12 protein-coding genes and 1 riboswitch are annotated in these 13,377 nt (G+C 44.5%); of the genes, 3 read left to right on the top strand and 9 right to left on the bottom strand.

Annotation, left to right across the window (positions count from 1 at the left end; translation table 11 throughout):
* Positions 1–27: 27 nt before the first annotated feature.
* Both DYE48_RS11735 and DYE48_RS11740 read right to left on the bottom strand, forming a co-directional pair.
* Entirely contained in the window at positions 28–1,149 is a 1,122-nt protein-coding gene (locus DYE48_RS11735) for an SAVED domain-containing protein (protein ID WP_167449501.1), read from the bottom strand.
* 456 nt (positions 1,150–1,605) lie between these two features.
* A complete protein-coding gene (locus DYE48_RS11740) occupies positions 1,606–1,905 on the bottom strand; it encodes a hypothetical protein (protein WP_115823797.1) in 300 nt (99 codons plus the stop codon).
* 118 nt (positions 1,906–2,023) lie between these two features.
* Here DYE48_RS11740 and DYE48_RS11745 point away from each other — a divergent pair, with 118 nt between their 5' ends.
* Complete coding sequence (locus DYE48_RS11745; protein WP_089653050.1) at positions 2,024–2,746, top strand: 3-ketoacyl-ACP reductase; 723 nt, start codon at positions 2,024–2,026, stop codon at positions 2,744–2,746.
* 144 nt (positions 2,747–2,890) lie between these two features.
* Here DYE48_RS11745 and DYE48_RS11750 read toward each other — a convergent pair whose 3' ends face one another.
* The 4 genes from DYE48_RS11750 to DYE48_RS11765 all read right to left on the bottom strand — a co-directional run bounded on the left by DYE48_RS11750 (position 2,891) and on the right by DYE48_RS11765 (position 5,957).
* A complete protein-coding gene (locus DYE48_RS11750; RefSeq protein WP_115823798.1) occupies positions 2,891–3,220 on the bottom strand; it encodes a hypothetical protein in 330 nt (109 codons plus the stop codon).
* Between the two features lie 224 nt (positions 3,221–3,444).
* A complete protein-coding gene (locus tag DYE48_RS11755; RefSeq protein ID WP_115823799.1) occupies positions 3,445–4,269 on the bottom strand; it encodes a MetQ/NlpA family ABC transporter substrate-binding protein in 825 nt (274 codons plus the stop codon).
* Between the two features lie 22 nt (positions 4,270–4,291).
* The gene (locus DYE48_RS11760; RefSeq protein ID WP_115823800.1) at positions 4,292–4,954 is read right to left on the bottom strand and encodes a methionine ABC transporter permease; all 663 of its coding nucleotides are present in this window, start codon (positions 4,952–4,954) and stop codon (positions 4,292–4,294) included.
* Positions 4,914–5,957: a methionine ABC transporter ATP-binding protein gene (locus DYE48_RS11765; RefSeq protein ID WP_115823801.1), complete on the bottom strand. Its 1,044-nt coding sequence runs from the start codon at positions 5,955–5,957 to the stop codon at positions 4,914–4,916. The genes DYE48_RS11760 and DYE48_RS11765 overlap by 41 nt, the downstream gene beginning before the upstream one ends.
* Positions 5,958–6,040: 83 nt before the next feature.
* A riboswitch (SAM riboswitch) is annotated at positions 6,041–6,146 on the bottom strand.
* 143 nt (positions 6,147–6,289) lie between these two features.
* On the opposite strand from DYE48_RS11765, the gene DYE48_RS11770 reads away from it, so the two are divergent.
* Positions 6,290–7,363, top strand: coding sequence for an iron-containing alcohol dehydrogenase family protein (locus DYE48_RS11770; RefSeq protein ID WP_115823802.1), 1,074 nt, complete (start codon positions 6,290–6,292; stop codon positions 7,361–7,363).
* Between the two features lie 4 nt (positions 7,364–7,367).
* On the opposite strand, the gene DYE48_RS11775 is transcribed toward DYE48_RS11770, so the two are convergent.
* Both DYE48_RS11775 and DYE48_RS11780 read right to left on the bottom strand, forming a co-directional pair.
* The gene (locus DYE48_RS11775) at positions 7,368–8,696 is read right to left on the bottom strand and encodes an FAD-binding oxidoreductase/lyase (protein ID WP_115823803.1); all 1,329 of its coding nucleotides are present in this window, start codon (positions 8,694–8,696) and stop codon (positions 7,368–7,370) included.
* Between the two features lie 4 nt (positions 8,697–8,700).
* A complete protein-coding gene (locus tag DYE48_RS11780) occupies positions 8,701–9,273 on the bottom strand; it encodes a GNAT family N-acetyltransferase (RefSeq protein ID WP_089653077.1) in 573 nt (190 codons plus the stop codon).
* 137 nt (positions 9,274–9,410) lie between these two features.
* Here DYE48_RS11780 and DYE48_RS11785 point away from each other — a divergent pair, with 137 nt between their 5' ends.
* Positions 9,411–10,319 (top strand): DMT family transporter, encoded by a 909-nt coding sequence (locus DYE48_RS11785; RefSeq protein ID WP_115823804.1) that lies wholly within the window; start codon positions 9,411–9,413, stop codon positions 10,317–10,319.
* Between the two features lie 127 nt (positions 10,320–10,446).
* On the opposite strand, the gene DYE48_RS11790 is transcribed toward DYE48_RS11785, so the two are convergent.
* The gene (locus DYE48_RS11790; RefSeq protein ID WP_115823805.1) at positions 10,447–13,176 is read right to left on the bottom strand and encodes a pullulanase; all 2,730 of its coding nucleotides are present in this window, start codon (positions 13,174–13,176) and stop codon (positions 10,447–10,449) included.
* Between the last annotated feature and the right edge of the window lie 201 nt (positions 13,177–13,377).

Raw genomic sequence — 13,377 nt, forward strand, 5'->3', positions numbered from 1 at the left:
AATGGACTTCGTTCCTCAGGATCCTCTCTATTTCTTTTCAGTTTGTATATGTTCTTCCTCACTTTGAGTAAAAATTTGCATATTAATGTTTTCTGAATCACTAGTTTCTTGAATCTTTAATCCCCACGGATATTTAATAGTACGCTCTCGATTAAAATTATAAATTCTCACTTCAGGGTCATTTCTTGTAAGTGTTCCTCCAAAGCTATGTACGAGGGAAGTTTGTGCTGAAATAAAGATATGAATAGTTTTGACCTCGCGATGTTCACTTTTTATGTCATCCAATAACGATCGAAATTCTGCTGTATAATCTGCTAGTTGTTCCTTACATACAATTGCATGTCGCATACATTTTCTTAATTTCAAATGATACATGGGCTTACCATACACTTTAAGTCCTTTTAATTGTTCAGGATAAATCTCTTCAGTTAGTGAAACACAGATAGATATATCGGATGCCTGATTAGCATCCACCTCCAAACTCTTATGAAGTAGCAATGGAGGATACTCGTCAACGGATTGAGGTAATGAGACCCACTTTCGAGTATTTTCGTTCCATTCTGAGAATATTATATCTCGTTTATCTGACAGCTGGTATCCAAGTAAGAAAACAAATGGAATGTGTGCAATACCTTCATAATGCAAAGTCGGTTCATCCCACCTCTCAAGAATATAATTTACATCTTTGATAACACCTTTTTGCTTTAGTAAAGACCTTTTAATCCATTCGATTTCGCTTTCAAAATCCTTTTTTCGTTGATCTAAAACCACATAAGATATACGCTTCGGATTTTTAGAAATTTCGTTTTTTTCGCTTGAGTTTATTGAATATTGTTTTATGATTGCCTTAGTTTTTTCTGTAGCATTTTGTTCAATTCTTACCATATGTTTATTGGCAAGGTACACACCCCAAACTATTAAACATAGTCCCACTAACGTAGCAATTATGGCCTGGCTTTGATCAAGCCAAGTAACTTTTGCTGAAGTTCTTGCCAATAAGCTTATTATGAAAGGTAGCCAGGGAGAACCTATCAGTGCTGCACCAGTTGTAATAGCTATGATTGGAAGTTTCACCCTTGCTCTATTAATTAGGAATATTTGAAAATAAGGTAAGGCTCTATATTTAAAAAATCGTTTAAACTGAATCAATAAACTTCCTCCTTCGAAGAACAGACAACATGGTTTTATATTTCTTATCCACTCTTGAGAATTATCGACTGATAATGGGTTAACTAAATCCATTGAAGAGTAATTCTCTAGATAATAATTTAAATAATTTCTCTTATATGGGTTTGTCCTTGCTAGCTACTACCCAGTTTTTCTGCATAAAGTAATCTTTTCAATCCATAGGAATACGAATCAGTTAAACGAAAAGTTTCAATTTTCGTATTATTATCTCGAAACTGAGTCTTCAACTAAACTGCCCGTTTGCGGAAGACTCAGTTTCAAGATATATAACTCATCTTCCTTTTTATAAACAAAGTATTAATAATCCCTTCCATCAAAAAATAAAAAATCACTAGCTGTTTTTTGTAACTATCTTTATAACAATGATCTAATATTTCCAGGCAATTCCACAGGCAATATGTGATTGAATTTCAAGGCTCAAGTTTCTATGAAAGGCCTGGGTTTGAAGGAGTACAGTAAAATATTCAATAAGCTTACCGGGAATAAAGCGATGTACAGATAAAATGAAACAGGATCACCACCCAGACCAAACTCATCCACGATATACCCACTGCTATAAAGGCAGACACTCCCGATGATCAAGCTCATCGATGTGACGAAGAAGAGCGTCCATCCACTCACCTTCTCTTCCTTCTGGAAAATGAGGAAAATCGTAACAAGAATCGATACAAGCACTAATAATATGAATACGGGCCTCAACATAACAAAAGTTTCCATAAAATCCCTCCCACCATTAGCTTATCAAAGGAATCATCCCAGTGGTAGACGCTATCTTTTGATTTCAAAAACGGAAACTCGTAGACTTGAATGAAGAACAGTTAAAGGAGTGAAGTTCATGGCACAAGAAATCAAAGGAAAAATCGCTTATGTGACCGGAGCTGGTCGCGGCATCGGACGGGCTACGGCTTTGCAGATGGCGAAAGAAGGAGTCCATGTCGGGCTGATCGCAAGGACAGAAAGCCGTCTTGAAGACGTAGCCGAGGAAGCACGTTCCTACGGAGTCCAGGCAGCTGTAGCTACCGCTGACATTTCCGACATCGACCAAGTAGAAAGAGCGATCCAGCAGTTAAAAGAAGAGCTTGGTGAAGCGGACATTCTCATCAACAACGCAGGCATCGGTGTGTACGGAAAATTCCTTGAACTGGAGCCAGAAGAATGGAAACGAACGTTTGAGGTGAATGTATACGGTACATATCATGTCACGAGAGCGGTCCTGCCAATGATGAAGGAAAAGAACCAAGGGGACATCATCAATATTTCATCAAGCAGCGGCCTTAAAGGCACCGCCGGCTCCACGGCTTATAGTGGATCAAAGTTCGCACTTCAAGGCATGATGGAAGCCTTGATGCAGGAAGTGAGAAGGGACAACATCCGCGTCTTCACATTGAATCCGAGTCTCGTCGCTACAGAACTCGCTCTAGGCGAAGACATGGAAGGACAGGATAAAGAGAAGTACATGCAGCCGGAGGACCTTGCTGAATACATGGTCTCTCAATTGAAATTACACCCTCGTATTTTCATCAAGCAGTCTCTTCAATGGGCGACCAATCCTTTTTAAGTTTTATCCTGGCAGCATCAACAACTCTTTTACATTGAAGATAATAAAAAATCAAGGAAACGAAAAACGCTTGGATTTAAATATCCAGGCGTTTTCTTTTTCTACACTTCAACGATAGATCCAGACTGTTCGATTTTAAAAAGTTCAACCAGTAAAATAATCTTTGTAATAAATGATTGTGATGACAAGTGCTACCAGCGTATATCCGATAGCGGTATAAAATACTACTGTGGGGTTGAATTTCTGTTTTTCCTCTTCGATCTTCAATCCAGTCCGGGCCTGGACCCCCAACCTGACCGTATTGGAAGCGAAACCACCTTTTGAATTAAAGAACCACACGATGGTCATGACGACAACGCCAACCAAAAAGGAATACTCAATAAATTCACCACTAAAAAAAGAAGCGACTCCGTAATTGATCAGTACCATGACAAAGACAGTAACGATTGCCCAAATGATATTCTTTCCTATCATCATCCCCTCCAACTATGTATCTTATTGACTGCTTTATTTACTTTACGAAGGAAAAGACGGAAAGTTTTAAATTTTTTCATAAAATCATTGAGGATAATAACCTATCAAAGAAGAAGAAAAGTCAAAACCATAAGTGCTTTACAGTGCCGTATTTTACGATTCATCCCGCCCCATTGAGAAATTACCATAAAAAAAGGCTGACGAATGGACGTCAGCCTTCCTTTCTATTCTTTCATCCACTGTGGTTTCCCGAAACCTTTGAATTCTTCATCGATGATCTTTTCAAACTCCTCTGACTCCACAACTTCTTTAATATCTTTCACAAACTGTGCATCAAGATCTTCCGTCTTCACGGCTACACGGTTACGGTAATCATCAGGCATGTCTTCCAAAGCCAGCGCATTCAGGAGATCCATTCCCGCAGCCAATGCGTAGTTTCCTGGAACCATGGACAAATCTTCGCTATCGACTAGACGCGGCAGTTGACCAGCTTCCACTTCGACAAACTCGATATCCTTTTTATTCTTCGTAATATCATTCAATGATGCGCGTAATGGATCGACACTGTCATCTACCTCAACAAGACCTTCATCCTCAAGCACAATCAATGCACGAGCAAGGTTTGTCGGATCGTTCGGTACTCCCATCGTGCTTCCTTCTTCAATACTTGCGATATCCTCGTATGTATTGGAATAGATCCCCATCGGCGCTGTCGGTACAATGATAACTTCAGATAGATCCAGGTTGTTTTCCTTCGCAAACGACTCTAAATAAATTTTATGCTGAAAAAGGTTTGCATCCAAATCCCCATTGGCAAGGGCTTTGTTGGGCTGGACATAGTCCGTGAATTCCTTGTTCGTCACTTCGTATCCCTTTTCCTCTAATAGTGGAGCAATCGCTTTCGTGACCATATCGCTGTATGGTCCGGCAGTAGCTCCAAATCGGATCGTTTCTTTTCCAGAAGCATCTGCACTTTCTTCTTCCTCCCCGCACGCAGCGAGAAATGCGATCGATAATAAAGTGGCACATAACAAAATGATTTTTTTCATGATGGTTCCTCCTAAATATGATTCAATTCTTTTTCACAGTTTTTGCAATGTAATCGCCGGTGTATTGCACGATTTGGACGAGGACAATAAGCAGGATGACGGTCGTGAACATGACAAAGTTATCGTAGCGGTAGTAACCATATCGAATCGCCAAGTCCCCGATTCCGCCTCCTCCGATAGCTCCTGCCATGGCGGAATATCCAATTAAACTGATAGCTGTGATCGTCAAACCGCTGATCAGCCCGGGCTTAATTTCCGGAAAAATGATATCCTTGATGATCAGCCAAGGGGAAGCTCCGCAGGCAATGGCTGCTTCAATCACCCCTTTGTCAATATCGCGAGCCGATGATTCTACAATTCTTGCGTAAAAAGGAATTGCCGCTACAGAGAGGGCTACGGAAGCCGCAACCGGCCCTGTGGTTGTCCCGATTAATAAGTTTGTAAAAGGAAACAAGAAGACAAGTAGAATAATGAACGGGACCGAACGAATCAAGTTCACCACAACACCCACAATGCTTTTAATGGTTCGATTCTCCAGAAATAAATCACGGTCCGTCACAAACAAGAGCAGCCCGAGCGGAAGACCTGCGATTAAAGCAACGACCAGTCCAATGCCTACCATGATCAGTGTTTCCAGAAAAGATTTATTCAGCTCTGGCCAGAGATTGATCAGCTGATCGATCATCTTGCAGCACCTCCACTTCTCCAAGCTTTTCTTTCAAATCTTGTATGGCACAGTGGACAACTTTTTGTTCTCCTGTCAATTCCATCACAAAGGTACCGAGAGCCTGGTCTTGAATGTAATCGATCTTCCCATGCAGAATATTGGCCCGTACGTTATACCCCTGTAAGAGATCTGACACAATCGATTCGTTGGCCGAGTCCCCTTTGAACGTCATATGTACGATGGTCCCTTTCCTTTCTGAAAGGATCTTATCCGGGATACGGAAATCGATCACCGTTTGGATGAAGCGTTTCGTCAATTCGTTTTCAGGAGCAGCGAAGATTTCGTATGTAGAACCCTGCTCAACAATTTTCCCGTCTTCCATAACGGCGCAACGGTCGCAGATTTCCTTGACGACCTCCATCTCATGGGTGATCAGGACGATGGTAAGGCCGAGTTCACGATTGATCCTTTTCAACAGGTTCAAAATTGATTGCGTCGTATTCGGATCAAGTGCTGAGGTCGCTTCATCACACAAAAGCACCTTAGGATCATTGGCAAGCGCTCTCGCAATGCTCACCCTCTGCTTCTGTCCTCCACTCAACTGGGCCGGATACTGATCAGCTTTATCTGAGAGACCGACAAGCTCCAATAATTCCTGTGCCCTTCTTTTTCTTTCCTGGCGGTTGACGCCGGACGCCTTTAGAGCGAATGCCACATTTTCCAATACGGTTTTCGCCATCGCGAGGTGAAATCCTTGAAAGATCATTCCGATCGATTGTCTGGCCTTCCTCAAGTCCCTGGAATTCAATGTCATGAGATCGATTCCATCGACCATGACCTTCCCTTCTGTCGGGCGTTCCAAAATGTTCATGCATCGTAAAAGGGTGCTCTTCCCAGCCCCGCTGTACCCGACGACTCCAAAAATCTCACCTTTCTTGATATCCAATGAGACGTCATCGACTCCGATCACGGTTTTCCCCTTGGATTGATAGACTTTGCTCAGTTGTTCCAATGAAATCATCGGCTTCCTCCCTGATAATATAAGTTCCAACAAAAAAACTCCCGCCCTTTACGGGAGAGAGTTTCGCATGAAAGACTGCCAAACTCTTATCTCCCAGAATAGGAACATTCTGCAGGATGTAGCACCACTCCATATGGAAGGTTGCTGTGATATCTACGGGCCTTTTCCCTCCATCACTCTCGATAAGAATTTTCGTTTATGTTTTAACACTTTAACGCATGTGAAAGGGTTTGTAAATAATTTTCTCAATTTTTTAAATTATATTTTTTCAACATTGACATTCGATTTTAAGGTATGGATAATAATGGGCATATCTTGAAAGGGGGATTGAGATGGAGTCTATAAATGTTCAAGGATCTCCGAACTTTTACAAGTGTGAACCCGGTATACTGAAAGAATTACCAGAACTTATCAAAGATGAGCCGTTCAAACATGGGACCATCATCCACGGGAAGGATTCATGGGCCATGGCCGAATCATATATGCCGGAATTTCCGTTTAGCATGGGAACCATTTCGTATGACGGGGAATGTACCCATCAGGAAGTGGAAAGGATCAAGGAAAACGTCTCTCCTATTACGAACGTCCTGATCGGCGTCGGAGGCGGAAAAATTCTCGACCTCACTAAAGCGTGCGGCGAGGCGCTTGATCTTCCAGTCATCCTGATCCCTACACTCGTATCCAATTGTGCAGCCTGGACACCGTTGAGTGTGTTTTATGATGAAAATGGCAATTTCATTGAATATACGATATTCAAAAGAAGTACATACATGGTCATCGTAGACCCTGACATGCTCGTTCATGCTCCCGTCGAATATCTCCGTGCGGGAATTGGAGATACGATTGCCAAATGGTATGAAGCTGATGTTTTGACAAGACATATAAAAGAAAAGCCTGTCCCTTTAGAAATGGCACTTCATGCTGCAAAACTGTGTAGAGACATTCTATTCCAGGAAGGAAAAGATGCCGTGCATGCCAATGAAAAAGGTCATTGCACGTCCGCCTTCACACGTGTCGCTGAAACGATCATAATGGCAGGAGGTATGGTCGGAGGATTTGGTGATGGTTACGGAAGAATATCCGGTGCGCACTCCATCCACAATGGGCTGACCAAAGTGCCGGGGACTCATATGTTTTTGCATGGAGAGAAAGTAGCTTACGGCATTCTCGTCCAATTGGCACTCGAAGGAAAAACAGAACAAATAAAGCAGCTGATTCCTTTTTACAAATCCATGCGGCTGCCTTTATCACTGAAGGATCTGGATGCTGATTCAACGGAGGATATAGAGACCATTTCCTACTATTCCACACGTCCAAGTGAATCGATCCACCTTATGGGAATTCATGATCAAACGCAGGTGAGAGAAGCGATCCTAGCCGTTGAAAATAGCTTAGCCTCATTGTAAAAGGCTAAGCTATCATGCGGGCTAAGTAAATTCCGCTCGCGGCCGCTTGAGACAGGGAATGCGTTTCCCCGGAACAGTCCCCGATCAAGTACAAACCTGACAGCTCGGTTTCAAAATGCTCATCCGTAAAAATCTTCGCTTCATAAAATTTACTGTCCACCCCATAAAGGATGGTATCCCGATTGATCTCCTCGCCAAGCAGCCCTTCCAACGCTTCAAAAAACTCAAGCAGTGCCTCTATATAAAGGGGCGGAACTTCTTTGCATAGATCTCCCGCTTCTGCTTCAAGCGAGGGTTGAATAACACCTTCGGAAAGATGGTCCGACGGTTTTCCCTCCAATAAATCTCCTAACTTTTGCGCCACAATCCTGCCCTGCCCTTGATTGATACCGCCAATCACATGATGGGCTTCTGCCATGGCCTCCGCTTGATTTTTAAAGTGCCGCGGAACGAAAAGGGTAAAATTCAAATTATGACTCGGTTCTTCTTCGTTCTGATTCTGTCCATCCGGCATCACCAGACCATGCTGATACTTGCGTATGATTCTTCCATGTGGATTCATGCAGTAAGTGGTCGCGGAGAAGCGTTCGGTTATGTAATGCAGCTTCGTTTCAAACGTTTCCTGAAGGATGGCATTGAGCTGATTGCCGCGCATCTCCACTCGTACCCCTAGATCCAAGCGTGTCTCCCCCGCCTTCAATCCTAATTCTGCTGTCATGGATTTCAGCCAGTCACTCCCACTCATGCCTGTAGCGAAGACAACCTTCCTGCTTTGGAACCGTCCGTGATTTGTATCGATCGAAAACAAACCTTCTTCTTTTGTGACACTTGTAACATCTGCTTCGAAAGTGAAGGTCATCTGTGCATACATATCCTCGTACATGCTTTGAAAAATCCGACGAGCGAGCCGTGTCCCCAAATGCCGCACTTCTGTTGAAAAAACTCGTAAGGAGTGCTCCGCTGCTTTCTTGGAAAGATTTCCATTTTTAGTACTGTATTTCTCTACAAGGCCACCTCCATAGGAGCATAAAAGGTCATCCACTTCGTCCATGAGCGCAAGTGTTGCCTTTTCACCGATCTTCCTTCCGAGCTGTCCACCGAAGTCGTTCGTATAATTGAATTTCCCTTCTGATTTTCCGAGTCCTGCAAATCCTACGTACCGATCGCACGGACCTTCACAAGTGCACGCTTCCTGGTGTAATCCACACGTCCGTTCAGCCAGGGGCTTTCCTTTATCGATTACATGGATGTTCAAATCCGGATGTTCCTTAGCCAACGTATAAGCAAGGAACACACCACTGACGCCGGCACCAATGATCGTCACGTCATACACAGGATCACGCCCCTTTTTCACGGACTTTGGCATAGATGCACGTATCGGTTAATCGCTTTCCATCGACAGAGAGATCGTCGTTGCGAAGGGTTCCTTCCAATTCGAAACCGAGCGATTCCGGAATGGCGCGGCTTCTTTTATTTTCAGATTCGCAGCGGATTTCCACCCGTGCTCCTCCTAAATCATTCAACGCGTACGCCGTCAATGCCTCCACCGCTTCCCGCATGTATCCTTTTCCACTGTGGGCCGTATCCATCCAGTACCCAAGTTCAAACTTCGGCACGTCCCAGTCCATTCGATGAAAACCTGTCGAACCGACGAACGTCCGGTCCTCTTTCAGAAAAACGAGATACCTTAAATTCTGCCGCAGCAAAAATTTCGCATGCGCTTCCCTTGCGTTTGATTCTGTGTCTTCGACGGTCGGCGTTTCCTGAACGAATCCGAGCCATGGTTTCAGTTCATTCACAGATCTTTGAATCGCTGCATTGACCGCTGTTCCATCTCCGGGCTCCGGCATTTTCAGGATCAGCCGTTCTGTTTCTATGTGTGTTTTGACGTCTCGCATTACTGGATTCATAGTCCCATCCCCTTGTGTTTCGATTTCATCCTTACCCTCTATCAAACAAGAATTCCTATTTTTTTGCAACAACTATATTCAAACCTTTCTAAATTTTTGTATAATAGACGGAAATTCACGTATGAAGGAGGGATCGGATGACGAGAAACCGTGCGTTTATCATGATATTTCTTGGCGCATCCCTGTGGGGCATCATCGGTCTGTTTGTAAACGAATTGTACGAGTATGGGTTGTCCCCCATTCAAGTCGTCGCTCTCCGAGTGACTTCGGCGATGATCATGCTGTTCAGCTGCATCCTCGTTTCCAATAGAAAGCTTTTGAAAATAAAACCAGCAGACTCGCGCTATTTTTTCGGAACAGGGGTCATCAGCATCGCCTTGTTCAACTGGTGCCTGTTCAGCGCGATCGAAGCGACTTCGATGTCGATCGCCTTCGTCCTCCTTTATACAGCGCCTGTATTCGTGACTATTTTTTCAAGGATATTCTTCAAAGAAGCTTGGACAGGGCGAAAGCTGATCGCTCTTTTTACAACTTTTATCGGATGTACATTCGTCATCGGATTACTTCCGGAACTTCAAGCCTCCTTGTCACTGGCCGGCCTTTTATTCGGACTTGGCTCCGGACTGTTTTACGCTCTCTACAGCATTTTCGGGAAGGTCGTTTTGAAAAAGTATCCTTCATTGACGGTGACCTTATATACTTTTGTTTTTGCAACCTTTGCGGTGGTTCCTTTCAGCCGTCTATGGAACAATGCGGCTATCCTGACTGACATCCGCGTCTGGCTGCTCGTTCTCGGTTTGGGACTTATCTCGACCGTTTTGCCATTCCTCCTATACACGATAGGCCTCGAGCATGTGGAGTCGAGCCGGGCTTCCATCGTAGCCACCATCGAACCGGTCGTCGCGACGCTCGTTGGTTACTTCGTTTATGCGGAGATCATGACGATCTATCAATATGCAGGGGTCGTGCTCGTCCTTTTATCGGTGATCATTGTGCAGGAGGCGAAAAAGAAGCCTGCGCAGCATAGGGAAAAGTCCGCTTCTTGATCGTTAAGTCCCTTTGAGGTGGCGTTAGGGCACTTTGGCTTATCGTTAGGACACTATCGCCCTCCGTTAAGTCACTTTCGAATACGGATTAAAAAACCAGCTCCTCAGAAAAGGAGCTGGTTTCTCTTTATTTCGTATGAATGACAACCGTCGTCAATGGATCGATGGTAATCCCATCCTTGCTTAGCTCGAAACCGGATGGATCTTTCACTTTTTTACGTCCAGCTTCGTCATTGTCGACGAGCACTTTTCCTTTTTTCAAATCAGCATCAAGCGTCAACGTACGTTCTTTGTCATCGGCGTTGATGAACACGTAGTAGCTACCTTTCGCTTTCTTGCCAGGATCGACCGCTTTATAAGCAAGCATCAAGTCCGTCTCCTGGATTTCAGGTGCATCCAAAAGCGTTACGTTTTCTTCGACCGCTTCTTCAGAGCCGAGGCGGAAAGCATCTGTCCAGCGTCTCAGTTCGATCAAGCCTTTGGTATATTCCATCGTTTCCTGTTGGATACTCGGCTGTGATACAGCCTGCCAGTCGAACTGATTGATCACATCGGTAGAATCGTAGGAATCATGGATGAAGTAAGGATCCTCAAACGGGTTCCCGTTTTCATCGACCATATATGTGGACTTCGCTTCTGGAACGCCATCACCTTTCCACTGCTTCGTGCGGCCGTATTCCTGACCGGCATGAAGGAAGGAGATTCCCTGGCTTGTCAGAATCATAGAATTACCGAGGCGGATCCGCTTTTGGATTTCTTCTTCATGCTTCGCCGGATCTTTTTTAATCGACTGTGCGATGACATCATGAAGCGTCAAGTTGTCATGCGCTGCGATGTACTGCACGATATCGCCCGGGTCATCTTCCGTCACATTTCCAGGCTGTCCTTTGATGTTGTTGAAAATGGTATCAATGTTACGAGCGCCGCCCGTGATGAAACGCGGTTCCCCTTCACTTCCGAAACCGGATTTCAGTTCATTCCTGATTTCATCAGAAAAGACCGCGGCTCCGTCCGTTTCATCCATCCAATCCTGGTCGGCAGGTTGAACACCTTCTCCACCGTTATCACCGGCATATGTTCTCCAACCTTCTCCGAGCATCAGAATGTCAGGGTTTAAAGCTTCCGCGGCATCGTATGCGGCTTGGACACTTTCGGCATCCAAGTCACCCATCAAGTCGAAGCGGAATCCGTCCACTTTGAATTCATCCACCCAGTATTCGATGGAATCGACCATAAGCTTGCGGGACATTTCGTGCGTCGTCCCTACTTTTCCTCCGCCGTAACCTGTTTTGGTATTTCCTTCCTCGTCCATGAAATGATAATAGTTCGGGACAAGGTCTTCCAGAATGCTCACTTTGGCTGTGTGGTTATACACGACATCCAATATGACGCCCATCTTGCGTTTGTGAATTTCCTTGATCAACTGCTTGAACTCTTTGATTCTTTCTTCCGGATCTTCCGGACGCTCGGAATACATGCCGGAAAGAGCGAAGTAGCTGTGAGGGTCATAGCCCCAGTTGTAATTGTTTCCTGAAGAGGAATACTCACGCTCACGTGTGCTGCTGTCGAGCTCGTCACCAAAATAGTACTTCATGACAGGCAGCAATTGGATGTGCGTCACACCAAGTTCTTGCACATAATCGAGCTTTTCTACAAAAGCATCGAACGTGCCGAACTGCGAATTCAATTCCCCTTCGATACTTGGATCAGAAGTGAAGTCGCGTACGTGTGCTTCCCAAATGATCGCATCTTCACGCTTTTCATAGCCTTTGATTTTGGCAAAATCAAGTTTTGGCCCGATGTCAGAAGGATCGACAATCGCCGCTTTTCCTACATCATCGTTATCCTCATTGTTCGAAGCCGCCATGGATTTGGCATAAGGATCGAGAGCAAGCTTTTCTTCGCCATAAGCTTCGATTTTGTATTGATAATAGTAGCTGTTGAGGTCTTTGATTCCTGTATTCGATTCATCCAGCGTCACAGACCAGACGCCATTCTCCCCTTTTTCCATAGCGATGTCATGATTCACGACTTCATACTGATCGTCTTTATCATAAAGGACGACAGAAACGTCGGTTGCGATCGGAGACCAAAGCTTCAGTTCAGCTGTACCATCGTCGTTTAACGTCGCTCCGAGGTCGTCCCCATCATAAGCGAACCTTTCATCCATCAGCTTCCAGTCGACAATCACCTTCGTTTCTTCTTCTCCATACTGGATTGTGTACGTTTGAGTGAGATCGAGAGCTTCTGTCGTTTGAAGGCGAACGTCTTGTCCATCCACCTCAGCAGACGCAATCTCGACACGTTCTCCATCCGCTCCCTTAAGCACAAAATCGGAACGATCCGCACTTTCCTCAACCTGGCTCATCTTCGCTGAAATGAGCGTGTCGTTCTTGATTTTCGCCGACTCTACGTAAGTGGTCAACACGGGTTCTTCCAAATAGACTTCCTCCTTACCTTGGACCAGCCAGAATTCTGTTTCACCTGTCGTTGGAAAACTTCTGTCATTCGGAGTATCTTTCATATCTCCCTTATGTACGATGAAGTTCAATCCGTTCTTGATGTCGATGACCGGGATCTCCACGGACATGCCGAAGTCAGTTTCATTCGTAAACTCCACCGGGTCCGACCAATCCGTCCCTTGTTCAATCGCAGGATTGGAACCGTCCTGATTCCATAAGTGCAAGCCCCATCCTTCATAATTTCCATCTAAACGTTTGTAATGAATGGTAACGGTTTCATTTGTTTCCGCAAAAGTCTTCGTTGAACTGACCGACGAAAAAGATGTCGGAACCGCCAACAAAAACACAAGTACGACGCTGATGACAACTTTCCACCACTGTCTCCTTATCCTCAAATCATTCTCCTCCTTTAATAGGTATCTGAGTGCGATGCACGCTGATTAGTGCAAACGCTTTCACAAACCAATATACCATACATTTCCTGAGTGTGAAGAAATATTCAGAAAATGATAGAAAAGGAAACGATTGTCCCGTTTCTATAGTCCCAAGTTCTAAACCTGCTTTCTCTGAATAAAATGATGGAGGATTAATTGGAG

The organism is Halobacillus trueperi (assembly GCF_003386945.1).
Lineage (GTDB): Bacteria > Bacillota > Bacilli > Bacillales > Halobacillaceae > Halobacillus > Halobacillus aidingensis.

Coding starts and splice junctions, on each gene's coding strand:
- DYE48_RS11780 (WP_089653077.1), bottom strand. CDS start 9,273: ATGAATCCAGTAATGCGAGACGTCAAAACACACATAGAAACAGAACGG.
- DYE48_RS11755 (WP_115823799.1), bottom strand. CDS start 4,269: ATGAAAAAAATCATTTTGTTATGTGCCACTTTATTATCGATCGCATTT.
- DYE48_RS11760 (WP_115823800.1), bottom strand. CDS start 4,954: ATGATCGATCAGCTGATCAATCTCTGGCCAGAGCTGAATAAATCTTTT.
- DYE48_RS11740 (WP_115823797.1), bottom strand. CDS start 1,905: ATGGAAACTTTTGTTATGTTGAGGCCCGTATTCATATTATTAGTGCTT.
- DYE48_RS11785 (WP_115823804.1), top strand. CDS start 9,411: ATGACGAGAAACCGTGCGTTTATCATGATATTTCTTGGCGCATCCCTG.
- DYE48_RS11770 (WP_115823802.1), top strand. CDS start 6,290: ATGGAGTCTATAAATGTTCAAGGATCTCCGAACTTTTACAAGTGTGAA.
- DYE48_RS11750 (WP_115823798.1), bottom strand. CDS start 3,220: ATGATAGGAAAGAATATCATTTGGGCAATCGTTACTGTCTTTGTCATG.
- DYE48_RS11765 (WP_115823801.1), bottom strand. CDS start 5,957: ATGATTTCATTGGAACAACTGAGCAAAGTCTATCAATCCAAGGGGAAA.
- DYE48_RS11745 (WP_089653050.1), top strand. CDS start 2,024: ATGGCACAAGAAATCAAAGGAAAAATCGCTTATGTGACCGGAGCTGGT.